Here is a 26,544-nt window from a genome sequence, read left to right as displayed (position 1 = left end):
CGCTGTCCGCCCCCTCCCCGGGGCGGGCGCGACGATGTCAGTCGGCCAGCGCGAACATCCGCCGCCCCGCGAAGGGCAGCTCGACCCGCAGGATCGAGGATGTCTCGGCCTCGGTGATGTAGAGATGGCGACCCTCTGGCCCGCCGAAGGCGCAATTGGCAGTCAGGAGACCGCGGGGCGCGCGGATGCGGAACATCGGTTCGCCCAGCCGGTCGAAGACCCAGACGCTGCCCAGACCCATGTGCCCGACGATCAACTCGCCGTTCTCGCCCAGCGCGAGCCCGTCCGGCCCGGCCAGCCCGCCCGACAGCTGGATGAACGTGCCCGATTTCGCCACCGTGCGGCCATCGGGCAGGAAGCGCACCCGCCAGACCGCGTTCATCCGCGTGACCGCGACAAAGAGCTGGCTTTCGGTCTCGTTCAGGACGAGCCCGTTCGGACTGGGAATGTTGTCGATCAGGCAGTCGAGCTGACCCGCCGCACTGAGGCGGAACAGGCGGCCATAGGGGGCGTGCAGCCCGCTTTGCCCCTGATCGGTGAAATAGAGATCGCCGTTCGACGCGAAATGCAGGTCGTTGAGCCCGTGGAACCGCTCGAGCCCCGGCCGGGTCAGGAACGGCTCGACACGACCATTCACCGGGTCGACCACCATGATCCCATGCGCGTGATCGGCCACGAAGATCCGGCCGTCGCGATGGATCTTCAGCCCGTTCGGCTCGCCGTCATACTGGCACAGGACTGAAAACTCGCCGCCCGGATCGAGCTTGAGGATCCGACCATGCGCGATGTCGACGCAGTAGAGATTGCCGTCGCGGTCGAAGGACGGGCCTTCCAGGAAGGCGCGCATCTGGCGACCCGGGTGCTGGACCGACAACCAGGGCGAGCCTTTGCCGCCGTCGAGCTCGGCGGGAACCGTGGCGTAGACCTCGGCAATCAGATCCTTTGGAGGTGCAAAGAACATCGGCTCATCTCGTTGCTTTTTTACTTCCATAGAACCAATCATGGAGTCGGGCAACATCTTTGATTGAGGGAATCGTAAAATGATTAGTCATTATCGTGTCGCAGACCAGCCTCTCGCGGCCTGCGATACGCATGTCCATGTTTTCGACTCCGATCTGCAGCCCTTCGCCGAATCGCGCAGCTACACGCCCGGCCCCGCGACGACCGCGTCGCTTGCCCAACACCTGTCCCGGATCGGCGCCACGCGCGTGGTCATCGTGCAGCCCAGCGTCTACGGCCACGACAACCGCGCCAGCCTGGCCGCGGCGCGGCAGCTGAATGCCGCAGGCGATGTCGAAGCCCGGGTCGTCGGTGTCCTTGATCCCACCCGCGCCGGGGAAACCGATCTTCGGGCGATGGCCGAGATGGGCCTGCGCGGCCTGCGGGCCAATCTCAAGACGCAGCAGACAGAGGCGGCTGACGATGCGATCAGCGAAATCCGCGCACTCGACCGCCTGCTGGCCGGACACGACTGGCCGATACAGATCTTCGCCCCGCTCGGGTTGCTGCTGCAGATCGCCCCGCTGCTGCGCGCGCTGGACCGGCCGGTGATCCTCGACCACTTCGCCGGGATGAAAATCGGCCCCGGGGACGTGGAGCGGAGACTCGAGGAACTGGGCGAATTGATCGGCGAAGCGCCCAACCTCTGGCTCAAGCTTTCGGGCGCCTGCCGGGCGACGGATTACGCACCCGCGGACAGCGCCGCGGCCGAGGCGCTCGATCAGCTTGCCCCGCAACTGATCGCGCTGGCGCCTGCCCGGATGCTCTGGGGCAGCGACTGGCCCCATACCGGCCCCTCACATCTGCGCAAAGAGCGCGCGCACGGGGAAGTCGAGCCGTTCATGGCCGTTGACGACGTGGCGGATCTTGCGCGATTGGCCCGCTGGGCGGGACCCGAGGCTGCGCGACGCATCCTTGTGGATGGGCCGGGTCGGCTTTTCTTCGGCGACTGATACGGGCGGGGCGCCTGCGGCCGGCTCAGGCCAGCCGGCGCAGAACCACGGGGGCGAAGATCAGCGCGAAGAGCACCCGCAGGATGTGGTGGAAGACCACGAAGGCGACCTCGCGCCCCATGGTGATCGCGATCAGCGACATCTCGGCCAGCCCGCCCGGCGCATAGGCCAGCGTCAACGCGAGCGCGTCCCAGTTCGAGACCCGGCTCAGCACGACCGCCGCCAGGATCGCGAGGCCCATTTGCACGCCGATGACCGACGCCGCCGCTGTAGCCACCCCTGCCAGCGCGCGGGGCGTGACGCCGATGAACCGGGCGCCGACATTGATCCCGATCATCACTTGCACCAGCCCCGAGACGTAGCCGGGCACATGGAAGTGGCTCAACCCCGTCAGGTGTACCGTTGCGCTGAGCGCGAGCGGCACAAGGATCAGGGGCGCCGGCAGGGCGCGCCAGCGCTGCGCCACCACGCCTGCGCCGACGCAGGCCGCGAACCAGATCCAATCCGGCACGGTCATGATCACCGGTGCCAGGGTGCCGGACTTGCGCACCTCGACGCCGAACACCCAGCCGGCAATCACCGGGATCAGCAGGATCGACAGCGCGATGCGTAGCGCATGCACGATCGCGACGCGCGCCTGATCCGCACCGGCCTGCTCGCCGAACAGCACCATCTCGGAAATGCCGCCGGGCATCGCGCAAAGCGCCGCATCCGCCTTCGGGAAGCCGAAGGCGCGCTGCAGCAGACGGTAGTTCACCATGCCGCTGGCAACCATCAGCGCGGCCATGATTGCAAGCGAGCCGCCCCATTGACCGAGGGCGGCCAGAAGCCCCGATGGAATCGCGGCGCCGAGCATGGCGCCGACCGCGCCCTTCACCCAAGGCATCAGCAGCACGGGCTGGCGCGCCGGCAGCCGCAGAAGCGAGGCCGCGATCATCACCAGCATGGCCCCCAGCAGCCAGCCCAGCGGCACGCCGGTCCGGGCGCAGGCCCAGCCGACGGATGTGGCGGCGGCCAGCGTGACCGCCGCGGCGAGAAAGCGTCTCATCGGTATCTTCCGCACAAATGTCGATCGGCGCAGCAGGCCCATGGGTCCGCTGCGCCTTCGATCGCTGGCCTCGTGACGCGGGATCAGTCGCCGCGGGCAACGTCCTCGGCAAGTTCGGGCTGGCGCGGCTTGCGGGCATTGATCACGATCGGCAGGCAGAAGCCCGCGATCGCAATGACCCACAGGCCGATCGACAGCGGGTTGGCGACGAGCGCGCCCCAGTCTCCGTCCGAGATTGTCATCGCGCGGCGCAGGTTCACTTCCATCTCGTTGCCCAGAAGGATGCCGAGGATGACCGGCACCATCGGCACGTCGAGCTTGCGCAACACCCAGCCCACGAGCCCGAAGACCACCATCAGCGTCAGGTCGAAGGTCGAGCCCGAGATGCCGTAGATCCCCACGAACGAGATCATCGCCACCACCGGCATCAGGATACGGGTCGGGATCAGCAGCACCCGGGTGAACAGGCCCACCATCGGGATGTTCAGCGCCAGAAGCATGAAGTTGGCGATGAAGAGCGCGGCGATCAGGCCCCAGACGATGTCCGGGTTCTTGGTGAACAGCAGCGGTCCCGGCGTGATGTTCAGCGACAGAAGCACTGCCAGCAGGACAGCCGTGGTGCCCGAGCCCGGCACCCCCAGCGCCAGCATCGGCACCAGCGCCCCGCCAGAGGCGGCGTTGTTGCCCGCTTCCGGAGCCGCGACGCCGCGCGGATCACCCTTGCCGAAAGTCTTGCCATGCGGATCGACGGACATCTTCTCGGCCGAATAGGCCAGGAACGACCCCAGCGAGGCCCCCGCCCCCGGCAGGACGCCGGCCAGGAAGCCGATCACCGTGCCGCGCGCCATGGTCGGCGTGCAGGCCAGCAGGTCCTTGCCCGTGGGCATCATGCGGCCGATCTTCATCTGCCCGGAATGACCGACGGCGCCGCCGCGGTGATGCTCGAGGAAGAAGAAGACCTCGGACAGGGCGAAAAGCCCGACGATGGCGATCAGGAAGTCGATGCCGTCATAGAGATGCACCTCGCCGAAGGTCATGCGCGGCACGCCGGTCTGGGTGTCGACGCCGATCATCGCGATGGCAAGGCCAAGGCCCGCCGCAAAGGCCGACTTCGCCTGGTTGGTCGAGGACACGCCGCCCAGCGTCGCGAAGGCCAGCGTGAACAGGGCAAAATACTCGGCCGGCCCGAACAGCAGCGCGATCTTGACCAGCTGCGGCGCGAGGATCGCAAGGCCGATCGTGGCGAAGAACGACCCCACGAACGAGGCGATGCCCGACAGCGCCAGCGCCTCGCCCGCGCGGCCGGCCTTGGCCATCGGATAGCCGTCGAGGCAGGTCATCATCGCCGGTTCGTCCCCGGGGATGTTGAGCAGGATCGACGAAATCCGCCCGCCGTACATGGCCCCGTAGTAGACCGCCGTCAGCAGGATCAGCGACGGCGTCGGCCCCAGGCCCATGGTGAAGGCGATCGGGATCAGGATCGCCACCCCGTTGGCCGGGCCAAGACCCGGAAGCGCCCCCATCAGCGTGCCGAGGAAGCTGCCGACCAGTGCCAGCAGAAGGTTCTCGACCGTGAAGGCGATGGCAAAGCCGTCGCCGAGTGAATTCAGAAGGTCCATGACGTCTCCTCAGAAGCCGAGGGGTCCGCTGGCCAGGTTCAGGCCAAGGACGAGGTGGAAGACGATGTAGATGCCGGCCGAGGTGCCGACGCCGGTCATCAGCGAACCGAGGGGCTTGGAGCCCAGGCGCCAGGTCAGGTAGGCGGTGGCGAAGATCGTGGCTGCGACGAAGCCCAGCACCGGCAGAAGCTGCGCATAGAGCATCATGACGACAAAGGCGGCGAGGATCTCGGCGAAGTCTCGCATCCTGGGCCAGATCGGCTCGGGATCGGGCCTGAACAGGAAGACGAGCGAGCAGACCCCCAGAACCACCGCGATGATCATCGGGAATGTTTTCGGCCCGATGGCGTCGGCCATGAAGCTGTCAGGGATGATCGTCGCCGACCAGTAATAGAAGACGGCCAGCGCCAGGCCGATGGCGCCGAAGATCCGGTCGCTCATGCATTCCTCCCATGGAAGCAGAAAGGGGGCGCTGCCTCAGGCGCGCGCCCCCGGGCGTGCTGTCACTTGATGATGCCGATCTCGCGCGAGATGTCGGTGATTTCCTTGATGTTCTGCGCGACGAACGCATCCATGTCGGGGCCGAAGTTCTCGAACGGCTCGATCGATGCGTTGACCAGCATCTCCTGGAACGGGCCCGAATCCGCCATCTTCTTGATGGCGTTGGTCCAGAATTCCTTCGCTTCGGGCGAGGCGTTCTTGGGGATGTAGAGACCGCGCCAGTTGGCGCCTATCACGTCATAGCCCTGTTCGCGCCCCGTCGGGACGTCGGGGAAGGACTTCAGCCGCTCGGGCGACATGATGCCCAGGATGCGGATGTCGCCGGATTCCACGAAGCCGCGGATCTCGGAGAAATCGCCCGACACCGCCTGCACCGAACCCGACAGCAGCGAGGTGATCGCCTCGCCGCCGCCCGAGAAGGCCACGTATTTCATCTGCCGCACGTCCTCGACACCGGCGGCCTTGCCCAGCAGCAGCGGCTTGATGTGGTCATAGCCCCCCACGGCCGAGCCGCCCGCGAAGGCGACCGAGCGCGGATCGGCCTTCACCGCGTCCATCAGCTCTTTCAGTGTCTTGTAGGGCGAATCCTTGGACACGGCGATGGCGCCATATTCCGCACCGAACGTGCCCAACCAGTGCACGTCATCAGGGGAAGACCCCGGATAGGCGCCCTGCGCGAGGCGCGAGGTGGTGCCGTTCGACGCCGCGACGATGAGGTTGTCGTCGCTGTCCCGCTCCTTGGTGACATTGGCATAGGCCACCCCGCCGCCGCCGCCGGTCAGGTTCACGACCTGCATCGCCTGCTTGATCTCACCCATCTCGAACAGGAACTTCGCCGTCTCGCGGCAGATGAAGTCCCAGCCACCACCCGGGGCGGAGGGCGCGATGCACTCGGGGTTCTTCGGCGTGAACCCCTGCGCCGCCACCGCCTGCGGCAGGGCGACGAGAGCCGTCGCAGCGGCGAACATCGCTGAAGCGAGGTTGATCTTCATAAGTGTCTCCTCCTTGGAATTCCGCGGATTCTCCCGATCCGAGGGCATATTGCACTTTTGGCGATGGAAAGCCAAGTAGATTTGCTGAGAACTGATGCGCTCCAGCGCCGGGATTGCGTCATGCTACCGACAGCGCGACGAAATCTTGTCCCGCGAAGGATATGTCCTGATTGCCGACGGCACGCTCCCGCCGCCAAGCGTCGCGCCGCCGGCCAAGCCGGCGGCCCGAGCCTTGATCCATCATGATATATATGCACACATAAAGCCAACTTTTGGCACCAATTGCCTGACCCGAGCCCGGGCTTTTCCGGCGCTTCGACGCAATCCGAAGGACAACCACATGACGGACCTCGCCCTTCTCAGACGCCAATTCGCGCCGTCTGGGGCACTGCGTGCTGCGCTCAATCACGGAAACCGGGTTCTTGTCGGACGCGACGACGCGGGCACCGCGATCGGCATCAGCGTCGATCTCGCCCGCGCGCTCGCCGCGCATCTCGATCTGCCGCTGGAGCTGGTGGATTACAACCGGGCGGTCGATGTCTCGAACAGCGCCACGTCGGACGCCTGGGATGTCTGCTTTCTGGCCGTCGATCCGGATCGCGCTGCCACGATCGATTTCACCGAGCCATATGTCGCCATCGAAGGTTGCTACCTCGCCAGCGCAGGCTGTTCTGCGACTGACGCCGCCGAGCTGGTGGCCTCCGGGGCACCGGTCGGTACGGTCACAGGATCTGCCTACACGCTTACGCTCGTCCGCCAACCCGGTGCCGAGGCGCTCGTGCACTTCCCCGACATCTTCGCCGCACTCGAGGCGCTCGACACCGGCCGTGTCGCCGCCATCGCCGGGATCGGAACGGTGATGGAGGCGGAAGCGGCCCGCCGCCCTGGCGCCCGCACACTCGCGCCCCCGTTCATGCAAATTCGCCAGGCCATGGCGATCGTGAAGGGCCGCCCCGAGGCCGCGGCCGAACTGCGCCGCTTCATCGCCGAACGCGCCCGGAGTGGCGCCGTCGGCGACATCTTGGAACGTCATGGCGTCAGCCGCGCCTGTGCCGTTCTGCCGGTAGGCTAGGGCCGGAATCTAGGCAAGGGAGATGTTTACTTCGAGTAAGTTTGACCCGCTGCGGATCGAGCGTTGCGATGGGATCTTTTCTCATTCGCGGACTGCTCGGAGCGATGCGGCTTCCTGCATCGGCCCGTCGGGGACATGCTTCGACCTGTGGCCGGCGTGCAGGCGTCAGAGTGACCTCGGTTCGCTGCAGTTCCGGCATGCCCAGCCCGCCGGCATGCTCGAATTCAGTCAGCGCAGTCCCGACCACAGTATTGTCAGGACCAGGTTCACGGAAGCGCTCAACGGCCAGTGGGTCTGACCTGCTCCCCGCGCGGTCCCTGAGTTAACTTAGAATTTGCTTCATCACGCGGGAGCAGACGACATGAGGAAGAGCCGCTTCACCGATGAAGAGGGGACCTTGGCCCCAGTGGAGCCCCGCAAGCCCCGATGAACAGCTCATCGGGATGATCAGGGAGCAGGGTCGACCCATGCGGCCGACGATATGGCGACGGCGGACGTCTCTCAGCGGCACGGTGTCAGCCCGACGACGTTCTGCAAGCTGTAGGTCAACTATGGGGGCATGGAGATGTCCGATGCCCAGAGGCTGAGGGCGCTCTGGGACGAGAACGGCAAGCTGAAGCGCTTACTGACGGATGCCACACTGGATCCAGCCATTGGAACGCCATCGATCCAAGAGACAATGGCGAGGGTCGTGCTCGAGGATCTGTTGCGAAAGCCCTGACGGTGAGCTATGGCGCGCCACCGGTCCGAGCGACCATGGCGAACGAGCGTGCGGTGGGTCGCAGCTCTGAGGGCGATGCGGGATCACGTCATTTCGTACCGCCGGGCACGCAGGCTGGTCGGTGTCGATCCGAAGACGGTGCGTCGCTAGCGGCTGCCGATCGAGGCACCGCGGCGCCATCGGTCCGAGCCCTAGCTGTATCGGCTCTACCGTTACGAAGGGCTGTCGGGCCGGCGCAGGCGCGGTCGCAAACGTGCCCGTGGGACACGCATGCCCATGCCCTTGGGCTTCGTGCGCAACCAGAGCTGGTCGCTGGACTTCGTGGCAGACACCTTCTGGGCATCGCGCAGTCTCCTTACTCTCCCGGTGATCGACGACTGCTGCTGCGAGAAACTGGGCCTGGTTGCCGACACCAGCATCTCGGGTGCGAGGGGGCACGCGAGATGGACACGCTGGTGCGGGTTCATGGCAAGGCCAGCTGCATAGTCGGCGATAAAGGCACCGAGTTTGCCAGCCGCGCCATCCTGCAGTGGGCCGACAGAACGGTGTCGTCTGGCACTATATCAATCCTTGGAAAGCCGCGGCATCGAGCCATGTGTCCGCCACTGGTCCGAGGACCATGGCGAAGGCCTTCATCGCAAGCTTCAACAGCGGCCTCTGCGACGGGCTCCTGAACGAGGAGATCTTCGATCTCGCCGCAAGATCGCCTTCTCGCGCTACGACGGCAACGCCATCAGGCCGCATTCCTCACTTGGCAACCTGACGCCTTTCGAAGCACACCGGACGCTTTTGCCCCCTGACGGCTCCGCGCCCGGCGCGCTTGCAGTGAAACCAACCGCCGACTACCAATCAAAAAGCGGCAGACTTTCCTTATGATCAAGGGATCCAAGGGGGGCAGGTCACAGGGAGCATCGAGCCGGCGCGGGGAGAAGCCCGTGGATCTTTCGCCGCGCCGCTTACGGTGCCCTCGGGCCTGACCGTGTGCGGTTCGCGCTGTTCTCCCTCGTCAGGCAGACATCACCGGCCCTGAACACCCAACGCAAGGCTGATCCATCCCGAACGCTCGTCCCCTGCGCCCTATGGATCGCGCCACTGCCGACCGGCGAAATTCCGCATCTCTTCGCGCGCGCCTGTCAGACCTCCACGCGGTCGCGCTCCCTGCGGCCGATCTTCAGCCGATCCCGCAGCGGCCGCGGGTCGCCTGCCGCGAAGCCGACCACGCCCTCTAGGATCGCGGCGCGGGCCAGCGCGTAATCCATCTTGTGCGCCTCGTCGCGCAGACGCTCCGCGGAAATCACACCCGCCACGGGCTCGAGCGAGACCTCGTTCAGCGATTGACCGCCGAGCGCAAGGGCGATGCGCACGGATGGAAGCGGCGCCAGGACCCGCGGGAAAGGTTGGGCGACGTCGATGTGAAGGATCTCTCCCTGCTGGGTGAGGCCCTGCGCCGTCATCAGGCCAACTGTCCGCACCTCTCCGGCGGACACCGCGCCGATCAGCTCTGCCAAAAGGATCGACCATCCGGCCTTTTCGTACAGCGCCGCACGGCGCTCCGCGGGGGCTTCCGGCAGCCCGCCGGCAAGCGCCGCGCCGCTGCGCCAGGCCGTCCAGCCGCTGTCGTCCGAGGAATAGAGGACCTGCGACATAACCGTTTGGTCGAACAGAAGCAGCAGCGCCTCCCAGCCCATCGACGACCCCGCGAACGCCCGGGCGATGGCGTCCTGCGACAGTCGACCGTTCTCGGGCACAAGGTCCAGCGTGCCCAGCCTGCGATCCCCCAGACGGATGCCGACCCGCACCACCTTGGCGCTGCCGGTCTCGATCGCGGCTGTGCCATCGTCTTGCCGGCCTGCAAGCTCTGAAACGTCCAGCTCGCGCTCGGCCACATCGCCGTCTGCACCGCCGCGGACTTGCGCCCCTGCCGCCGCGGCGCGCTGCTGCGCCTCGATCCCTGCGCAGGTCGCGCGGAACGCCGCGCGCCAGGCCTCGGGCCCCCTCTCGGCGAGCAGCGAATGGAACCGCAGCAACCGCGCGAACTGGTCGTCGCGCGCCTTGCCCGACCAGTATCCGCCCGCATGCACGCGATAGGCGGCCATCGGATCGGGCAGATAGCCAAGATGGCCATGCATCGCGGCGCAGAGATACAGGGCCCAGTCGCCGAACTCGAGCGCGTCGAACCACTCCGGCAGGGCGCGCAGCGCACTGGCGCGGTACATCGGACTAGGCCCCGCGACGAAATTCTCGCGGATCATCTCGCGATGCGAGGCGATCGGCGGCGCGGGATGGGTGGCGCGGAACGACGGCTGGATCACCTGCGCGTCGTGGTCGATCACCACGACATCGTGGTAGCACATCGAGCAGAACGGGTCGTCGCGCAGATAGGCCACCTGCTTCGCCAGCTTGCGCGGGTCGGTCCAGTGGTCGTCGCCGTCGAGATAGGCGATGAAGGTGCCGCGCGCGGCGCGCAGCGCCCGGGTCGTCACCTCTGCGCTGTTCAGATTGGTGTCCGAGCGCAGGGCCCGGATCCTCGGGTCGCCGCGCGACAGGTAGCTTTCGACCACCGCCCAGGTGCCGTCGGTGGAACGGTCCTCGGTCACGATCAGCTCGATGCCGAAGCTGGCCTCCTGCATCAGGACGCTGTCGATCGCCCCGGCAACGTAGGCTTCGTGGTTGTAGGTCTGGAGGACGACCGAGACGAGCGGCTCGCTCTGGGTCTGGCCGGTCACGATGCGGCGCCCCCGGCCATCCCGGCCCGCCCGAGGTAGAGGCCGCGGTCGAACAGGCCCTTGGGGTCGTGCGAACTGCTCAGCCCCGCAGCCTCAAAAGCCGCGCGATACTCACCATCGGTGAAAAGCCCCATCCGGTGCACCTCGCGGAACTGGCGCACGCCCTCGCGCGTCCCGACGGTGTAATGGATGTCCAGCACCGAGACATCGCCCTCGCGCCCGTTCAGGTAGATCCAGCTGATCTTCAGATCGGGGCGGTCCAGGAAATTGCCGGTCAGATGGCCATCCCAGTAGGTCTCGGGCGAGAACCACGGCTCGACAAGCAGGAGGCCGCCGGGGTTCAGGTGCCGGCACATGCAGGCGATGGCGCGGGCCATGCGCTCGGGCGTCTCGACATAGGCGATCGCGCTGAACAGGCAGGTGACCACGTCGAAGCGCCGGTCAAGCGCGAAGTCGGTCATGTCGCCGACATGGAACGGGATGTCCGGGCTTCGGCCACGCGCCTGCGCGATCAGACCCGCGTCGATGTCGAGCCCCTCGACGGCGAAATCGCGGGCGAGGAACTCGGCATGCCGCCCCGTCCCGCAGCCGACGTCCAACAGGGTGCTCGCCTCGGGATTGAGCGCGCGGATGGTGTCGCGCAGCTTGGCCGCGGCGCCTTCATAGTCCTTGAAGCCGTACATGGCATCGTAGACGTCGGCAGTATGAACGAACACCCCTAGGACCTCCGGCGGTGGTAGGATGGAAAGAACGCGTCATCGGCGCGGGTGCCCGCCTGCGCGCAGAGCGCGGCATAGGCCGGCGCGTCGAAGATCGTGCAACGGGTGACGATGGGGATCTCGGCCGGGCCGAAGCGGCGCTTGAATTCCGCGATGGAATCGTCGGGGCGGATCCCGCCGCCAAGGTTCAGCGCGCGGCAGCCGCGGGCCCGAAGCTCGGCGATCCCCGCCCAGATCAGCCGGGCCGAGCAGGGCTGCCCCGCTTCCGTCGAGATGTTGTAGAGGTAATCCGCGACCGCGCCGCTGCCGGCAAAGAGCGAGACCGCCTCGGTCACGCCCCCGCAGGTCGCCTCGATGGCGAAGACGTCGGCGGCCGCGGCCGTGTGCGCCCAGCCCTCGGGCGACAGATAGGCGGTGCGATCGGCCGCGCGGGCATCGAGGAACCCGTCCGCCTCGCGCCGAAGGAACCCGAGCGGCACCCGCGGTGCGCGCGCAAGCTGCCAGCCGTCGCCAAGCGGGCGCCTCAACTGGCGGCGGCGGCTTTGCGACATGCCCGCCAACAGGTCCGGCTCTGGCTGCGCGATGTCGAGGACATAGGCCACCCGCCCCGTCCGCGTCGCCCCGGCCTCGCCGAACGGGCTGGTCAGCAACGGATGTTCCTGAACGTAGGCGCAGACCCAGCCGAAGGCCTGCCCTGCCTGCTGCCACAGTTCCTCGAACGCGGGCAGCGTCCCAAGCGTCGCGAAGCCGGAAAAGCCCGGCATCGTGAACACATCCACGCGCCCGCCGAAGCTGCGTTCGGCCAGGGCGCAGACCGTGCGGAAGCCCGGGGCGCGAAGGACGCACAGAAAGGTGCGGGCACCGGTAGAGGCAGAGAAGGCCCGCGCGGCCTCGATCCCGTGGCCGAAAACCGTCTGCATGCCTTCGAGCGCCAGTCCCCAGCGGCGGTCGTCGTCGTTGGGGACGAGTTCGCATTCGGCCACACCCCAGCGACCCGACAGGGTGACGCCGGAACCGGTCTGATCAGGCGGGCACGCGCCGGTCGACATCCGGTGCTAAACCCCGTTCGCCGACGGCGCGTCGGGTCCGGGTTGCGCGGCGGCGGTGATGATGGCGCAGATGGCCGCGACATCCGGGCGCTCGATGGCAAGGCCGGTCGGCAGGCACAGCAACCGCTGGCACAGGTCTTCCGTCACCGGCAGGCTGACCCCTTCGTAGATCGGCATCGACCGATAGGGTTCGCTGCGATGGCAGCCCGGATGGAAATAGCGCCGCGCCATGACCCGCGCCGCCCGCAGCCGCGCCAGCAAGGCGTCGCGGCTGACCGGAAGGGCGTCGTCGATGCGCAGCACCACGTAATGATGCGCGGCCTCTTCACCCGCGCCGTAGGGCTGCAGCGTCAGCCCGGGAAGGCCCTCCAGAAGCTCTGCATAGATCCCGAAGATGCGGCGGTTGTGCGAGAAGACGGTTTCCAGCCCCTCGAGCGACGACAGGCCCATCGCCGCGCAGACCTCTGGCATCTTGGCGTTGGTGCCCCAGTCGTCGACGCAATCCTCGTCGCTGAAGCCGAAATTGATCAGCAGACGCAGCCGCGCGGCAAGTTCGGCGTCGTTGGTCGTGATCGCACCGCCCTCGAAACTGTTGATGGCTTTCGTCGCGTGGAAGCTGAACACCTCGGCATCCCCGAAGCCGCCAAGCCGCCGGCCCTCGTAGGTCGACCCGAAGGCCTGCGCGGAATCGAACAGAAGCTTCAGGCCGTGCTTCGCGCAGAATGCCTCCAACTCACGGATGCGGCAGGGGTTGCCCCAGAGGTTGACCGCCAACACCGCCGAGGTGTCGGGCGCGAGGCAGGCCTCAAGCCGATCGACATCGATATGGTGGGTGTCCGGATCGACATCCGCGAAGATCACCCGCAAGCCGTTGCCGTGCATCGTGTGGGCCGAAGCGACGAAGGTGAAGGCCGGCACGATGACCGAGCCTGTCAGCCCCATCGCCTGCGCCGCAAGGCTGAGCGCGAGCGTCGCATTCGAGGTGACGACGCAATGCGCCACGCCGAGATGTTCGGCAATGCGTCTTTCAAAGAGGTCCACCAGCGGGCCGCGGTTCGTGAACCTGAGATCGTCGAGGATCTGCCCGACATAGCCCAGAAACCTATCGCGCCCAACCAGGTTCGGGCGACCGACATGCAGCACCCTCGCGGGCAGGATCTCGGCGGGATGATCGTTCATCGCACCCGCAGAGCCACCAGTGACAACGTTCAAAATCCAGAACCCCGTGCACAATGTTTTCGACTGAATGTCTTGCGCCACTCGGGCGCGATCGTCGCTGGGTAATCAAGGTGAAAGCCTAGGGCGTTGCAAGGCGCCGGCAAGTCGCAGCCGTGCTGCCGGAAGAGAGACAAACCTTTCGGTGCGGCGAAATCATGCATGCTTGATGTCTTTTAGGTGGGAAAGCGCCGAGGCGAACCATCTTTCCGGACAGGATTTGGCCACAGACGATCTTGCGCCTCTTCAGCCTGACCGCGCGCCGGCGGGCTTGAGGGACAGAAAACTGCGGACCTCTTCCCCCGTGTGCCTCACGTTCAGCCGGACGCGATGTCGCGAAGAAGGCGCCCCGGTCACGTCTTCGCGAGCGATCCGACGCCGCTTGTCCGACCTGCCGACCCATGACAGATCTCTCGCCATGCGCCTGCTGCTGCATCTTGCCCTGATCCTGCTGTTGCTCGCCGGGACCGTCCCGACGGGACGCTCGGCGCTGGCAGAGACACGCAGCTGCAGCGGCGCGATCACCGCCGCGGACGTCTGCGTCGCCCCCGGACTTGCCCGGGCCTCGGACCCGCGCGCGCCGGCCAAGTCCTGCGTCTGCGATCTGACGTTGGCCGATGCGGGGGCGCAGCCCCTGCCTCTGCGCCTCTCGGACAGCGACCTGAGCGCGCGCGTGCCGAGACTGCAGGAAAGATCGCGCCCTTCCGTTCCGCTGAGACCCCCGCGCGCCTGACCCCCACCGCTCGCGGCTGCGGGGAACTACGACCATGTGCCCCGCGCCATCCCGTCTCACGCGGCAGGCCTTGCGCCTGCGCGACAGGAAGTCTGCACATGTCCCATATCGATACCGCCGCCACCGCGGCCCCGTCCCCGCGCGCCCTCTTTCCGGCGCTGACACCGCTTTACCAGCGGCTCCAACCCCTGGCCGAGACCTGGCTGCGCGTCATCGCCGGCGCGGCCCTTGCCACCCACGGCTGGCCCAAGATCCAGGACCCGATGCGCGCGATCGGCATGGTGGAAAGCATCGGCTTCCATCCCGGCTGGCTGTGGTCGCCGGCCCTTGCGGCAGGCGAGTTCTTCGGCGGACTGGCGCTGATGCTGGGCCTTTTGACCCGCTTCGCGGCCGCCGCGACCACCGTGATCCTGCTGGTCACGGTCTATTTCCACTGGATCCTGAAGGGCGAAGGCTTCGCGGGCGCGGAGCTGTCGCTGATCTGGTCGGCGGTCACCCTGCATTTCGTGGCGCGGGGCGGCGGGCGACTGTCGCTCGACCGCCTGCTCGGCCGCGAACTCTGACCGGCTTCGGCGCGGGGCGGCACCGTCGCCGCCCCCGTCCTCAAGGACTTCAGGATATATCATGAAACGACGCAACCTTCTGGCTGCCGGCGCGGCGCTGGCGTTCACCCCGCGCGAACTGCTGTCCGCCCCCCTGCGCACGGGCCTGCCCCTGTCGGCCCCGATCCATGTCGCCAGCGTCGGGCTGCGCGCCCGCGCGGCCGATCCGCTGGCGGCGTGGTACCGCCGGATCCTCGGGCTGCGCGAGACCGGCCGCGACGGGCAGACGATCCATCTTGGCACGGCAACGCGCCGCTTGCTGAGCATCCGCGAGGACACGCGCCTCGCCCTTGCGCCACCCGGCGAGGCCGGGCTTTACCACACCGCCTTCCTGATGCCCGCGCGGGCGGACCTTGCCCGCTGGGTCCGCCGGGCGGCGGCCGAGCGCTTCGAGGTCGACGGGGCGGCCGACCACCTTGTGAGCGAGGCGATCTACCTGACCGATCCCGAGGGCAACGGGGTCGAGATCTATGCCGATCGCCCCGCGGCAAGCTGGGACTGGAGCGGCGGTCAGGTCCAGAAGGGAACCGAACAGCTGGATTTCGGGGGGCTTCTTGCCAGCGCGCCCGATGACGGCGCCTATGCCCGGGCGCCCGAGGGGCTCGCCATCGGCCATGTGCACATGAAGGTCGGCGACGCCACCCGTGCCGCGCGGTGGTGGCAGGATGTGGTCGGGCTCGACAGCGTGCGGGCGCGTCCCGGGGCCGTCTTCCTGTCCAGCGCCGGATACCATCACCACATCGCGGTCAACGAATGGCAGACGCGCGGGGCCGCGCGGCGGTCGCCGCAGCTGACGGGACTGGATTTCGTGACGCTCTCCGCGGCGGCGGGCTTCGCCCCGAAGGTGCTGGTCGACGACTGGGGCAGCGAGATCCGCCTCGGCGTCGCGTGAGGGCCGTGCCCAAGCGCAAGGTGGCGTTGCTTTCCGGTGACGGGGCCAGACCGCGCCCAGGAGGTAGCTCGCCGATGTCGCTGTGTCGAGGAAGAGCGGTTCAGCTCCATGACCTGCGTGTACATCTGAAGTCAGTCGTCGATCTTGTCCTTCCGCGCAAAGACCGGTCGGTTGTGCGGGCACGCGAGATGGACAGGTGGTCACACCAGCCCAAGTGGTGCAGGCAGAGCGACGTGTAACGGTTGCGGCATGGGTCGCCGCGCTGGGAATGCCTGTCGATCACGATCCTGAGCACCGACAGCAGCCAAGCGCGCCTCCTTCCTGCTCTGCCGGTGGGGGTCGAGGCCATGCTCGGCGCCCATCGGGCGCTTCAGCTTGCGCACCTCTCCATGCCCTTCGGCTCAAGCAGGGTGGTGAGCAGCGTCCTCCGGCCCTCCGTCATCCGGCTGCAGCCGACGCCGCGGCCGGTCGCGGTTTCCAGCGTCGCCTGGCCCTCTGTCACGCCGTCGGCATGGCCGAACTCCTCGGCGGGGTCGGGCGCGAAGGCCCTCGGCACGATCTCTTGCCGAAGCCCGCCGCGCCGCCCGCGGCCGCGGGGCCGAGCGCCTGCGCTGGCTGCCCGCTACGCCCCGCATGAATGTCTCTGCCGTGGCACGGGCGCTCGGGGTCGTTCGCTCTGCCGTACATCGTCAGACCCGTCGCCACCGGCTGGCCCGCACCTGAGGCCCGCAGGGCGATCCCTGCGGATGCCCCTGCCCGTGTCCAAGGGGCCGCGCCTCGGTGCCGCCTTCACCCCGACCCGCGACTGGCAGCCCTGATCGCCCCGAACGGCTCAGGGGAAAACGATTCCGCAGCAAAGACCTGCTCGCCTTGCCTGACCATGTGGAACCATCTCGCCATCGGCAGGCGATCTTTGGAACCCGCCCCCTGCGCCCGTCGGAAATAATACGACTCGTCCAGTAGAGATTTCGCGCCCCCCGGCCCGAGCCTCGGATCAGGAGACGAGAGACGATGCTCCATGCCCAGCCCTTCCCCGCCCCGCAGGCCCGGGCCCTGCCCGAGGCCTTCGCCGACGCCTGGCGTGCCAGCGCCGAGCAGGCCGACCGCGACGGGCGCTTCCCGCGCGCGCATCTGGCCGACCTGCAAGCGGCAGGACTGCTGGGGCTGACGGCGCCCCTCGCCCATGGCGGCGCCGGCGCGGGCCTTGGGCAGGCGGCCGAGACGCTGCGCCACCTCGGCCGGGGCTGCCCCTCGACGGCGCTGGTCGTGGCGATGCATTACGTCAACCTCGCGCAGCTGCCGAAGGGCCGCTGGCCGAAGGCGCTGCTCGACCGCGTGCTGGGCGCCGGCGCGCGCCGGGGCGAGCTGATCAATGCGCTGCGGGTCGAGCGCGACCTTGGCACTCCGCTGCGCGGCGGCCTGCCCGCAACCACCGCACGCCGCACCGCGACCGGGTGGAGCCTGTCGGGGCGCAAGATCTATTCGACCGGCAGCGAGGTTCTGGGCTGGGCGATCGTCTGGGCCCGCACCGACGAGGCCGCGCCCCGCGTCGGCCAGTTCGTGGTTCCGATGACCGCGCCCGGCATCCGGATCGAGCCCAGCTGGGACACGCTGGGCCTGCGCGGCTCGTCCAGCCATGACGTCATCTTCGAGGCGGTCCCCCTGCCCTTCGACCATGCCGCCGACCTTCGCCCCCCGGCCGACTGGGCCGGGGCCGCCGACGCAACCGCGGGCTGGGGCAACCTGCTGATCGCCGCGCTCTACACCGGCGTCGCCGAGGCCGCGCGCGACTGGATCGCCGGGTTCCTGAAGGACCGGGTGCCCGCGAACCTCGGCCACTCGCTGGCCGAACTGCCCCGCGCGCAAGAGGCGCTCGGCGCGATCGAGGCGCTGCTGCACACCAACCTGCGCCTGATCCGGTCCGCCGCGGCCGAGATCGACGCCGGCACCGGCCCCTCGGGCGTCGAGACCGGCCTTCTGAAGCTTACCGCGACCGAGAACGCGATCGCCGCCGTCGAACGCGCGGTCCGGCTGGCCGGCAACCACGCCATCGCCCGTCACAACCCGCTCGAGCGTCACCTGCGCGACGTGCTCTGCGGGCGCATCCACTCGCCGCAGGAAGACACCGCCCTGATCGCCGCCGGCCGCCGTGCCCTCGGCCTCTGACAGCCCCCCGGCCTCTGACAGCAAGGACCAGACCATGACCGACCACTACCGCCACGACAGCACCGGCCGCCATCTCGAAGTCATCGGCATGATCGGCAACCACAACGCCTCCGAGACGATCCCGCGTCAGGGCCCCATCATCGACCGCGAATACATCCGCGCGCTCGCCACCGCGCATGAGCATGGCGGCTTCGACCGGGTGCTGCTGGCCTTCCATTCCGTCTCGCCTGACAGCCTGTTCGTTGGCCAATACGTGGCCAGCGTCACCCGGCGGCTGAAGCTGATGCTCGCCCACCGCCCGGGTTTCACCGCCCCCACCATCGCCGCCCGCCAGCTCGCCACGCTCGACCACCTGACCGACGGGCGCACCTCGGTGCACATCATCACCGGCGGCAACGACCGCGAGCTGGCGCAGGACGGCGACTTCCTGACCAAGGACGAGCGTTACGCCCGCACCAGCGAATATCTTGACATCCTGCGCGCCGAATGGTCCGCGACCGAGCCCTTCGACTATCAAGGCGACTACTACCGGGTGAAGGGCGCCTTCGCCGACGTGAAGCCCGAGGGGCCCGAGCGGATCCCGGTGTTCTTCGGCGGCTCATCCCCCGCCGCGATCGCGGTGGCGGGCAAGCATGCCGACACCTACGCGCTCTGGGGCGAGACCTATGCCCAGGTCGCCGAAACCATCGCCGCCGTCCGCGCCGCCGCCGCCCGCCACGGCCGCGATCCGCGCTTCTCGCTGTCGCTGCGCCCGATCCTCGGGCGGACCGAGGACGAGGCCTGGGCCAAGGCCGACCGCATCCTTGCGCGCGCGACCGAACTGAAGGGCCGCGGCACCACCGGCATCCCGCGCAGCTACACCGACCGCGACGCCCCGGCCAACGAAGGCTCGCGCCGGCTGCTGGCGGCGGCGGCGCAGGGCGAGCGGCTCGACAAGCGGCTGTGGACCGGGATCGCCAAGCTTACGGGCGCGGCGGGCAATTCGACCGCGCTGGTCGGCACGCCGGATCAGGTGGTCGATGCGCTGCTCGATTACTGGCGGCTCGGCGTCTCGACCTTCCTGATCCGCGGCTTCGATCCGCTGCCCGACGCGATCGACTACGGGCGCGAGTTGATCCCGCGCCTGCGGGCGGCGGTCGCGGCCGAAGAGGGCCGCCTCCCCGCGACCCATGCCGCCGAATGACCCCGGCTTCCTGACCCCGTCCCCTCTGTAACAGGTTCATCATGACCCAGTCTCCCACCCGCCCCGGCGGATCGTCCCGTCGCGGCTTCCTCGCCACCGCCGCCGGCCTCGGCCTTGCCGCGCCATTCCTTGGCGTCGCGGTCGGCACCGTCGCCCGCGCGCAATCCGCAACCCCGGCCGAGCTGCGCAAGATCCGCTTCGCCTCGAACGCCTCGTCGATCTGCCTTGCGCCCTCGTTCCTTGCCGTCGAGCAGGGGATCTTCGCCAGGCACGGGCTCGACGTCGAGATCGTGAACTTCGGCGGCTCGACCGAGGCGCTGCTGGAAGCGATCGCCACCGGCAAGGCCGATGGCGGCGTCGGCATGGCACTGCGCTGGCTGAAGGCGCTGGAACAGGGCTTCGACGTGAAGATCACTGCCGGCACCCATGGTGGCTGCTCGCGGCTGGTCACGCTGAACAGCACCGGCATCACCGATCTGGCGGCACTGAAGGGCAAGGCCATTGGCGTCACGGACCTTGCGGCGCCGGGCAAGAACTTCTTCTCGATCCTTCTGCACAAGGCCGGCATCAACCCGGAAACCGACGTCACCTGGAAGGCCTATTCCACCGACGTTCTGGAAATCGCGCTGGAACGGGGCGAGATCGCGGCCATCGCCGACGGCGACCCGCGCGCCTTCTTCTGGCTGAACGACACGCCCGGCAAATACGTCCAGATCGCCTCGAACCTCGACCACGGGTTCGAGAACCGCGTCTGCTGCATCGTCGGCCTGTCGGGCGCGCTGGTGCGGGACGAACCCGAAACCGCCCGCGCCCTGACCCGCGCCCTGCTCGAGGCGCAGGACTGGGCCGTCGCCCGGCCGGAAGATGCCGCGAAGGCCTTCCTGCCGAACGCGCCGCGCAACCGCTCGATCGAGGATCTGGTGGCGGTGCTGGCCGACCAGACCCATGATCACACGCCCACTGGCGCCGACCTCAAGACCGAGATCGCGCTCTATGCGCAGGAACTGCGCGACATCAACGTCTTCCGCCGCTCGACCGACCCGGCCGCCTATGCTGAACGGGTCTATGCCGACGTGCTGACCGCGTGAGGAACCCGCGATGACCTCGATCGACACGCTTTCGACCGGGCGGACCGGCGCACGGGACCGCGACCCTGCGCGCCGCCTCTCGCTGCAGCCGGTCACGCTGGCGGCAGCCCTCGCCTGGGCGGGCGCCGCGGCGCTGCTGCGCTTCGTCCCGGACCTGACCTTCCAGCCGCTGGTGACTGAAACCGCGAGCCTCTGGCTTGCCGTCGCGGCCGTCTTCGCGGTGCTGGGCCTTGGCGGCGCGCGGCTCGGCCGCGCCGGTCGCTGGACCGCAGAGCGCGGCCCCTGGGTGCTGGTGCTTGGCCTTCTGGCCGGGCTCTGGGCCTGGATCACCGCCAAGACCGGCATCCTGCCGCAACCCTTCTTCCCCACTCCGCAGGCGATGACCGAAGTCTTCCTGTATGACTGGGTCAAGATCCTCGACAGCGCCGGGCATTCGGTCTGGCTCCTGTCCAAGGGGTTCTTCTTCGGCGCGATCGCGGGCTTCGTCATCGGGATCGCGATGGGCTGGTCGAAGACCGTCAGCTACTGGGGCCTGCCGCTCCTGCGCTACATCGGGCCCTTGCCTGCGACCGCCTGGCTGCCGCTCGCCTTCTTCATCTTCCCGACCTCGGGCTCGGCCAGCGTGTTCCTCATCGCCTTTTCGACCGCCTTCCCGGTCGCGGTGCTGACCTGGTCGGGCGTTGCCGCCGTGAACCGTGATTACTACGAGATCGCCCGCACCCTCGGCGCTTCGCCCTGGTTCCTCGTGACCCGCGTGGCGATCCCGGCCGCCCTGCCGCATGTGTTCGTGGGCCTGTTCATGGGCCTGTCGACCTCGTTCGCGGTGCTCGTCGTGGCCGAGATGCTGGGGGTCGAGGCGGGCCTTGGCTGGTATCTGCAATGGGCGCAGGGCTGGGCCGCCTATGCCAACATGTATGCAGCCCTTCTGGTCATGGCCGCCATCTGCTCGGGCCTGATCACCCTGACCTTCCGCATCCGCGACCGGGTCCTTGTCTGGCAGAAAGGTGTCGTGAGATGGTAACCGCCCTGTCCCGCATCCCCGCCCCGCCGCCTGCCCCCGCGGGCAAGAGCATCGAGATCGCGGCGGTGTCGCACCGCTTCGACCTCGAAGGAAAACCGCTGCCGGTGCTGGACAACGTGTCCTTCTCGGTCGCGCCGGGGTCCTTCACGGCGCTTCTCGGCCCCTCGGGCTGCGGCAAGTCCACCCTTCTGCGCCTGATCGCCGGGCTCGACCATCCGGCCGGCGGCGCGATCCGCGTCGGCGGGCAGGAGGTGGGCGACCCCGATCCCTCGCGCATCCTCGTGTTCCAGGATCCCACGCTGTTTCCCTGGCGCACGGTGCGCGCCAACGTGGCGCTGGGGCTCGAGGCGCAGGGCACCCTGCGCAGCGAGGGGCACCGCGTCGATGCCGCCATCGCGCAGGTCGGTCTGTCGGGCTTCGACAAGGCCTATCCGCACCAGCTGTCGGGCGGCATGGCGCAGCGGGTGGCCCTTGCGCGGGCGCTGGTGAACCGGCCGAACCTGCTCTTGCTGGACGAGCCGCTGGGCAAGCTCGACTCGCTCACCCGACTAGCGATGCAGGCCGAACTGGTGCGGCTCTGGCAGGACACCGGCCTGACCGCGGTCCTGGTGACGCATGACGTCGAAGAGGCGCTGTTCCTGGCCGAGCGGGTGCTGGTCTTCGGCCCGCGCCCGGCGCGGATCGTGGCCGACCTCGAGGTCGGGCTGCCCTATCCGCGCCACCGCGGCGACCCGCGGCTGGCCGTGCTGCGGCGCGAGGCACTGGGACATTTGGGGCTTGAGGCAAGCTGGTGAAGCAGAACATGAAGATCGCGACGAAACTCCCCGTCCTGGCACTGCTTTCCTCGGCACCCCTGCCCGCCATGGCCCATGTCCACGCCCAGACCAGCGGCGCCACGCCCGGCGCGACGATCGAGATCGCGCTCGAGGTCGGCCATGGCTGCGCCGGTGCCGCGACGACCGGGCTGCGCGTCGCGCTGCCCGAGGGCATCGCCGAGGCCCGGGCGCTGCCGATCGCGGGCTGGCAGGCGACAGCAGGCCCGCGCGAGGTGGGCTGGACCGGCGGGCCATTGCCCGACGGCACCCGGCAGCGCTTCGTGCTGTCGGCGACGCTGAGCACCAGCGCCGCCGGCACGCTCACCCTGCCGGTGGTGCAGGACTGCGGCCAAACGAGCCTGAGGTGGATCGACGCCGACCCAGCCGCCGAGACCCCGGCGCCGACCATTTCGGTGCTGCCCGCGAAATGACAGCCTTCGCAACGGGTTGGCCGGGCTGGATCGGCGCCCGGCTGCTGCCGCTTCTGCTACTGCTGATTCCGGCCCAGGCGCTGGCCCATGCCGCGCTGATCGAAAGCCGCCCGGCCGAGGGGCAGGTGCTGGACACCGGCCCCGCGACGCTGGACCTGCGCTTCGCCGAGCCGGTGCGCCCACTCGTCGCGCGGCTGACCGGACCCGACGGGCGCACCCGCCTGCTGCCCGAGCCGCAATCGACGGAGATGACCGTCAGCTATCCGCTGCCGCCGCTGAGCGCGCAGGGCAGCTACCTGCTGTCCTGGCGCGTGACCTCGGCCGACGGGCATCCGCTGGCCGGCGCCTCGGTCTTCTCCATCGGCGCGCCCAGCACCCTGAACGCCGCCGGCCCCGAGGCACCGCGCGTCACCCGCATCGCGGTCTGGGGCGCTCGGGCCGTGCTGCTGGCGGGCCTCATCTTCGCGGTCGGCGCGCGCGGCGCGGCACTGGTCTTCGGCACGCCGCCGCTGCCCGCCGCCGCCCGGCGGCTGGGCTATGCCGGGCTGGTCGCGCTGCCGGTGGCGGCGCTGGCGCAGGGGCTGGAGCTGCTGGGCGAGGGCCCCGCCGCGCTGGCCAGCGCGGCACCCTGGCGCGAGGCGCTGTCGGGCGCGCCTGCCCTTGCGCTGGCCTTCGCGGGTCTCGCCCTGCTGAGCGCGCTGGCCCTGCGCGCGCGGGCGGGGGGCGTGCTGGCCGTTGCCGCACTGGCCCTGTCAGCGGGCGCGGCCGGGCATGCCGCGACCGCGCCGCCGCAGGCGCTGATGCGGCCCATGGTGGCGGCGCATGTGCTGGCCGGCGCGCTCTGGCTCGGCGCGCTGCTCCCGCTTCTGCGCGGCGGGCCCAGCGCACTCGCGCGNCCCCCCCCCGCCGCCGCAGGCGCTGATGCGGCCCATGGTGGCGGCGCATGTGCTGGCCGGCGCGCTCTGGCTCGGCGCGCTGCTCCCGCTTCTGCGCGGCGGGCCCAGCGCACTCGCGCGGTTTTCGGCGCGGATCCCGCTTGTGCTGGCGCTGCTGATCGCGAGCGGCATCGCGCTGATCGTCGTGCAACTCGCCGGGCCGCGCCCGGCCTTGACCACGGCCTATGGACAGGTGCTGATGGCCAAGCTCGGGCTGGTGGCGGGGCTGCTGCTGCTGGCCCTTTACAACCGGCTGCGGCTGGCGCCCCGGGCCGAGGCGGGCGATGCCGCGCCGCTGGCCCGCGCAATCAGGGCCGAGATCGTGCTGGGGCTGATGATCGTCGGGACCCTGTCGCTCTGGCGGTTCACGCCGCCGCCGCGCAGCCTGCCGCCCCCGCCGACCGAGGTTTCCGTGCCCTTCGCCGCCGGTCCGCTGTCGCTGACCGTGACGCTGGGCGCCGATCGCCCCGGGCCGGTGCCCCTGCGGCTGAGCGACCTGCGCCTTGACGGCCGACCCTTCACCCCGCGCGAGATCGAGGTGGCGCTGTCGAAGCCCGCCTACGGGCTGGGCCCCTTCCGCCGCAGCCTGCATCCGACCGGCCCGCAGGCGGATGCCGGCACGTTTCTGCTGCCGATCGACGGCGTCTGGTTGCTCGAGCTGCAGGTTCTGGTGAATGATTTCCGCCGCGAGCGGGTGCTCGATCTGGTGACAATCGACCCTGCCGCCGCGCCCTGACGCAGACGAAGACCCAACCGAAGGAGGGCGCGATGCCCCATGACCATTCCCACGACCATTCCCACGGGCACGACCACACGCACTCCCACGACCACGATCCCGCCGATGCGCCGCGCTGGAAGCATGACGGCGTGCGGGTGATCCCGGGCAACCAGCTTGACAGCAACACCGCCCAGACGCCGGGCATGTTCCGGCAGGCGGCGATCAACCACGCCCGCGTCGGCGCGCAGAAGATCTGGGCCGGGACCGTGGCGATCGCGCCCGATGCGAAGACCGGCGTGCATCACCACGGCGCGCTGGAAAGCGTGATCTACGTGGTCAGCGGGCGTGCCCGGCTGCGCTGGGGCGAGCGGCTGGAATTCGTGGCTGAGGCCGGGCCCGGCGATTTCATCTATGTACCGCCCTACGTCCCGCATCAGGAGATCAACGCCGATCCCGAGCAGGTGCTGCAATGCGTGCTTGTGCGGTCGGACAACGAGGCGGTGGTGGTCAACATCACCGATGTCGATCCCATCGAACCGCCCGAGACGGTGCACTGGATCGACCCGATCCACGCGGCCCCGTCCTGAGGCGCCGCCCGCCTTTCGGGCAAATCGCGCACGCCCCCCGCGGGCGGCGTGCGCAGATCCTCAGGCCGCCAGCACCGTGTCCGCGCTGACGCAGGGCAGGTCCAGCGCCCGGGCGACCGCGGCATAGGTCAGCTGCCCGTCATGCACGTTCAGCCCGGCCCTGAGATGCGGATCCTCGGCACAGGCGCGCCGCCAGCCCTTGTCCGCGAGCGACAGCAGGAACGGCAGGGTCGCGTTGCCCAGCCCCTGCGTCGAGGTCCGGGCGACGGCACCAGGCATGTTCGCCACGCAATAGTGCAGGATCCCGTCGACCTCGTAGATCGGGTCCTGATGGGTGGTGGCCCGGCTGGTCTCGAAGCAGCCGCCCTGGTCGATCGCGACATCCACGAGCACCGACCCCGGCTGCATCGTCGCCAGCTGCGCGCGCGAGATCAGCCGCGGCGCCGCCGCCCCGGGCACCAGCACCGCCCCGATCACCAGATCGGCCGAGGGGAGCCGCTCTGCCACCGCCGCCGCGCTCGCGTATTGCGTTGTCAGCCGCCCGAGGAACACGTCGTCGAGATAGGACAGCCGCGGCACCGAACGGTCGAGCACGGTGACGCTCGCCCCCATCCCGACCGCGACCCGCGCCGCGGCGGTTCCGACGACGCCGCCGCCGATGATCACCACATTCGCCGGCCGCACCCCGGGAATGCCGCCGAGCAGCATCCCCCGCCCGCCGTTCGCCTTCTGCAGCGCCCATGCCCCGACCTGCGGCGCCAGCCGGCCGGCGACCTCGGACATCGGCGCCAGCAGCGGCAAGCCGCCGCGGGCATCCGTCACCGTCTCATAGGCGATCGCGGTGACGCCGCTGGCGAGCAGGTCGCGCGTCTGCGCCGGGTCGGGGGCCAGATGCAGGTAGGTGAACAGCACCTGCCCCCGGCGCAGGCGCGCCCGCTCGGCCGCCTGCGGCTCCTTGACCTTGACGATCATCTCGGCCGTCTCGAAGACCGCCTCTGCGGTCGCGAGGATGCTGGCGCCCGCCGCGACATAGTCCGCATCCGCGAAGCCGGAGCCGAGGCCGGCGCCGGTCTCGACGACCACCTCGTGGCCATGCGAGACCGCCTCGCGCGCGGCGTCCGGCGTCATGCCGACCCGGAATTCCTGTGGCTTGATCTCTCTTGGACAGCCGATCTTCATGTCGTTCCTCCCGTACGGACCTCCCCGTCCGTGCAGGGCAAGTCTCGCGCCGTTTGCGCGGAATGTGCTTGAATTCGGTGCGCGGAATCACGGGTGCGCAGCGGTTTCCGCCGCGGATCGCGGTCGCTGTCGAAGATCCTGCCGATAGCGGGACCGGAGAGGCTGCGCCGAAGTGCCCGGGCGGCGCAGGTCGCAGGTGCGGCCGGATCGTCCGGGCAGGCTGCCGCTGCGCCTGGGGCCGGGGGATCTCTCGGCGGTCCCGCCTGACCTCGCGCCTAGCGCGTGCAGGGTATTCGAGGGGTCTTGCGTTTCCGTGGCGACCCGAAGGCGGGATCGCGCGAGGCGAGGGTCTTCTTCGGCTGCGCTTCGCCGGGACGCTGAAGGGGCAGGACGGCAGCTGGACCAGCATGAAGATCACGCTGGCGCTACTTGAGCGGCATCCCGATCTGGTCGGCCTCTATGACGTCGGCGACGCGTCCGATGGGATCGGCATGGCGCTGCGCCGCACCGGCCCTTGAACCCGACACGCGACGGAGGCTGGAGGACGGCGTGATGATGGCAGTGCTGACCCGGCGCAACC

Annotated in this window: 24 protein-coding genes and 2 pseudogenes; 15 read left to right on the top strand and 11 right to left on the bottom strand. The window is 69.1% G+C overall.

Translation table 11 applies throughout. The annotated features are described in order from the left end of the window. Nucleotides 1–37: 37 nt before the first annotated feature. Complete coding sequence (locus tag V8J36_RS21175; protein ID WP_336469311.1) at nucleotides 38–961, bottom strand: SMP-30/gluconolactonase/LRE family protein; 924 nt, start codon at nucleotides 959–961, stop codon at nucleotides 38–40. Between the two features lie 79 nt (nucleotides 962–1,040). On the opposite strand from V8J36_RS21175, the gene V8J36_RS21170 reads away from it, so the two are divergent. Continuing rightward, nucleotides 1,041–1,952, top strand: a complete 912-nt coding sequence (locus V8J36_RS21170) for an amidohydrolase family protein (protein WP_336469310.1) — start codon at nucleotides 1,041–1,043, stop codon at nucleotides 1,950–1,952. Nucleotides 1,953–1,977: 25 nt separating this feature from the next. Here V8J36_RS21170 and V8J36_RS21165 read toward each other — a convergent pair whose 3' ends face one another. From V8J36_RS21165 to V8J36_RS21150, 4 genes are all read right to left on the bottom strand, one after another. Beyond that, on the bottom strand, nucleotides 1,978–3,000 hold the full coding sequence (locus tag V8J36_RS21165) for an AbrB family transcriptional regulator (RefSeq protein WP_336469309.1): 1,023 nt from the start codon (nucleotides 2,998–3,000) through the stop codon (nucleotides 1,978–1,980). 83 nt (nucleotides 3,001–3,083) lie between these two features. Further along, nucleotides 3,084–4,619, bottom strand: a complete 1,536-nt coding sequence (locus V8J36_RS21160) for a tripartite tricarboxylate transporter permease (RefSeq protein ID WP_336469308.1) — start codon at nucleotides 4,617–4,619, stop codon at nucleotides 3,084–3,086. 9 nt (nucleotides 4,620–4,628) lie between these two features. After that, complete coding sequence (locus V8J36_RS21155; RefSeq protein ID WP_336469307.1) at nucleotides 4,629–5,060, bottom strand: tripartite tricarboxylate transporter TctB family protein; 432 nt, start codon at nucleotides 5,058–5,060, stop codon at nucleotides 4,629–4,631. 62 nt (nucleotides 5,061–5,122) lie between these two features. Further along, on the bottom strand, nucleotides 5,123–6,112 hold the full coding sequence (locus V8J36_RS21150) for a Bug family tripartite tricarboxylate transporter substrate binding protein (RefSeq protein WP_336469306.1): 990 nt from the start codon (nucleotides 6,110–6,112) through the stop codon (nucleotides 5,123–5,125). Nucleotides 6,113–6,452: 340 nt separating this feature from the next. Here V8J36_RS21150 and V8J36_RS21145 point away from each other — a divergent pair, with 340 nt between their 5' ends. Next, on the top strand, nucleotides 6,453–7,184 hold the full coding sequence (locus V8J36_RS21145; protein ID WP_336469305.1) for a transporter substrate-binding domain-containing protein: 732 nt from the start codon (nucleotides 6,453–6,455) through the stop codon (nucleotides 7,182–7,184). Nucleotides 7,185–7,665: 481 nt separating this feature from the next. Next, nucleotides 7,666–8,781, top strand: a pseudogene (locus tag V8J36_RS21140) (integrase core domain-containing protein); the annotation flags it as partial. A gap of 257 nt (nucleotides 8,782–9,038) precedes the next feature. Here V8J36_RS21140 and V8J36_RS21135 read toward each other — a convergent pair. The 4 genes from V8J36_RS21135 to V8J36_RS21120 form a co-directional block, all read right to left on the bottom strand. Next, nucleotides 9,039–10,631 (bottom strand): glycosyltransferase, encoded by a 1,593-nt coding sequence (locus V8J36_RS21135; RefSeq protein ID WP_336469304.1) that lies wholly within the window; start codon nucleotides 10,629–10,631, stop codon nucleotides 9,039–9,041. Continuing rightward, a complete protein-coding gene (locus V8J36_RS21130; RefSeq protein ID WP_336469303.1) occupies nucleotides 10,628–11,347 on the bottom strand; it encodes a class I SAM-dependent methyltransferase in 720 nt (239 codons plus the stop codon). The genes V8J36_RS21135 and V8J36_RS21130 overlap by 4 nt, the downstream gene beginning before the upstream one ends. Before the next feature lie 2 nt (nucleotides 11,348–11,349). Continuing rightward, on the bottom strand, nucleotides 11,350–12,333 hold the full coding sequence (locus V8J36_RS21125; RefSeq protein ID WP_336469302.1) for a hypothetical protein: 984 nt from the start codon (nucleotides 12,331–12,333) through the stop codon (nucleotides 11,350–11,352). Between the two features lie 72 nt (nucleotides 12,334–12,405). Further along, entirely contained in the window at nucleotides 12,406–13,578 is a 1,173-nt protein-coding gene (locus tag V8J36_RS21120; RefSeq protein WP_336469301.1) for a DegT/DnrJ/EryC1/StrS family aminotransferase, read from the bottom strand. Nucleotides 13,579–14,032: 454 nt separating this feature from the next. Here V8J36_RS21120 and V8J36_RS21115 point away from each other — a divergent pair, with 454 nt between their 5' ends. The 3 genes from V8J36_RS21115 (at nucleotide 14,033) to V8J36_RS21105 (ending at nucleotide 15,841) form a co-directional block, all read left to right on the top strand. Continuing rightward, complete coding sequence (locus V8J36_RS21115; protein WP_336469300.1) at nucleotides 14,033–14,347, top strand: hypothetical protein; 315 nt, start codon at nucleotides 14,033–14,035, stop codon at nucleotides 14,345–14,347. A gap of 98 nt (nucleotides 14,348–14,445) precedes the next feature. Next, nucleotides 14,446–14,910, top strand: a complete 465-nt coding sequence (locus V8J36_RS21110) for a DoxX family protein (RefSeq protein WP_336469299.1) — start codon at nucleotides 14,446–14,448, stop codon at nucleotides 14,908–14,910. A gap of 61 nt (nucleotides 14,911–14,971) precedes the next feature. Continuing rightward, nucleotides 14,972–15,841: a VOC family protein gene (locus tag V8J36_RS21105; protein WP_336469298.1), complete on the top strand. Its 870-nt coding sequence runs from the start codon at nucleotides 14,972–14,974 to the stop codon at nucleotides 15,839–15,841. 370 nt (nucleotides 15,842–16,211) lie between these two features. Here the strand turns inward: V8J36_RS21105 and V8J36_RS21100 are convergent, their stop codons facing one another. Further along, entirely contained in the window at nucleotides 16,212–16,397 is a 186-nt protein-coding gene (locus tag V8J36_RS21100) for a hypothetical protein (RefSeq protein ID WP_336469297.1), read from the bottom strand. A gap of 455 nt (nucleotides 16,398–16,852) precedes the next feature. Here V8J36_RS21100 and V8J36_RS21095 point away from each other — a divergent pair, with 455 nt between their 5' ends. The 9 genes and pseudogenes from V8J36_RS21095 to V8J36_RS21060 all read left to right on the top strand — a co-directional run bounded on the left by V8J36_RS21095 (nucleotide 16,853) and on the right by V8J36_RS21060 (nucleotide 24,785). Continuing rightward, nucleotides 16,853–18,007 carry an acyl-CoA dehydrogenase family protein gene (locus tag V8J36_RS21095; protein ID WP_336469296.1) on the top strand — a complete coding sequence of 385 codons (1,155 nt, stop codon included), beginning with the start codon at nucleotides 16,853–16,855 and terminating at the stop codon, nucleotides 18,005–18,007. 34 nt (nucleotides 18,008–18,041) lie between these two features. Then, a complete protein-coding gene (locus tag V8J36_RS21090; protein ID WP_336469295.1) occupies nucleotides 18,042–19,190 on the top strand; it encodes an LLM class flavin-dependent oxidoreductase in 1,149 nt (382 codons plus the stop codon). 41 nt (nucleotides 19,191–19,231) lie between these two features. Further along, nucleotides 19,232–20,278, top strand: a complete 1,047-nt coding sequence (locus V8J36_RS21085; RefSeq protein ID WP_336469294.1) for an ABC transporter substrate-binding protein — start codon at nucleotides 19,232–19,234, stop codon at nucleotides 20,276–20,278. A gap of 10 nt (nucleotides 20,279–20,288) precedes the next feature. Further along, complete coding sequence (locus V8J36_RS21080) at nucleotides 20,289–21,299, top strand: ABC transporter permease (protein ID WP_336469293.1); 1,011 nt, start codon at nucleotides 20,289–20,291, stop codon at nucleotides 21,297–21,299. Continuing rightward, entirely contained in the window at nucleotides 21,293–22,093 is an 801-nt protein-coding gene (locus V8J36_RS21075; protein WP_336469292.1) for an ABC transporter ATP-binding protein, read from the top strand. The genes V8J36_RS21080 and V8J36_RS21075 overlap by 7 nt, the downstream gene beginning before the upstream one ends. After that, nucleotides 22,090–22,545, top strand: a complete 456-nt coding sequence (locus V8J36_RS21070; protein WP_336469291.1) for a YcnI family protein — start codon at nucleotides 22,090–22,092, stop codon at nucleotides 22,543–22,545. Before V8J36_RS21075 ends, V8J36_RS21070 begins: the two co-directional genes overlap by 4 nt. Continuing rightward, nucleotides 22,542–22,895: pseudogene (locus V8J36_RS22910) on the top strand (copper resistance CopC family protein); the annotation flags it as partial. The gene V8J36_RS21070 and the pseudogene V8J36_RS22910, both read left to right, overlap by 4 nt. A gap of 571 nt (nucleotides 22,896–23,466) precedes the next feature. After that, on the top strand, nucleotides 23,467–24,216 hold the full coding sequence (locus V8J36_RS21065) for a CopD family protein (protein WP_336469290.1): 750 nt from the start codon (nucleotides 23,467–23,469) through the stop codon (nucleotides 24,214–24,216). A 32-nt stretch (nucleotides 24,217–24,248) separates the two neighbouring features. Next, the gene (locus tag V8J36_RS21060; protein ID WP_336469289.1) at nucleotides 24,249–24,785 is read left to right on the top strand and encodes a cupin domain-containing protein; all 537 of its coding nucleotides are present in this window, start codon (nucleotides 24,249–24,251) and stop codon (nucleotides 24,783–24,785) included. 60 nt (nucleotides 24,786–24,845) lie between these two features. Here the strand turns inward: V8J36_RS21060 and ald are convergent, their stop codons facing one another. Beyond that, complete coding sequence (ald, locus tag V8J36_RS21055) at nucleotides 24,846–25,964, bottom strand: alanine dehydrogenase (RefSeq protein WP_336469288.1); 1,119 nt, start codon at nucleotides 25,962–25,964, stop codon at nucleotides 24,846–24,848. Nucleotides 25,965–26,544 lie beyond the last annotated feature (580 nt).

Origin of the sequence: Frigidibacter sp. MR17.14, assembly GCF_037095735.1 — a bacterium.
GTDB lineage: Bacteria > Pseudomonadota > Alphaproteobacteria > Rhodobacterales > Rhodobacteraceae > Frigidibacter.
Note: the sequence above shows the minus strand (reverse complement) of the source record. Positions and strands in the feature narration are given on the sequence as shown.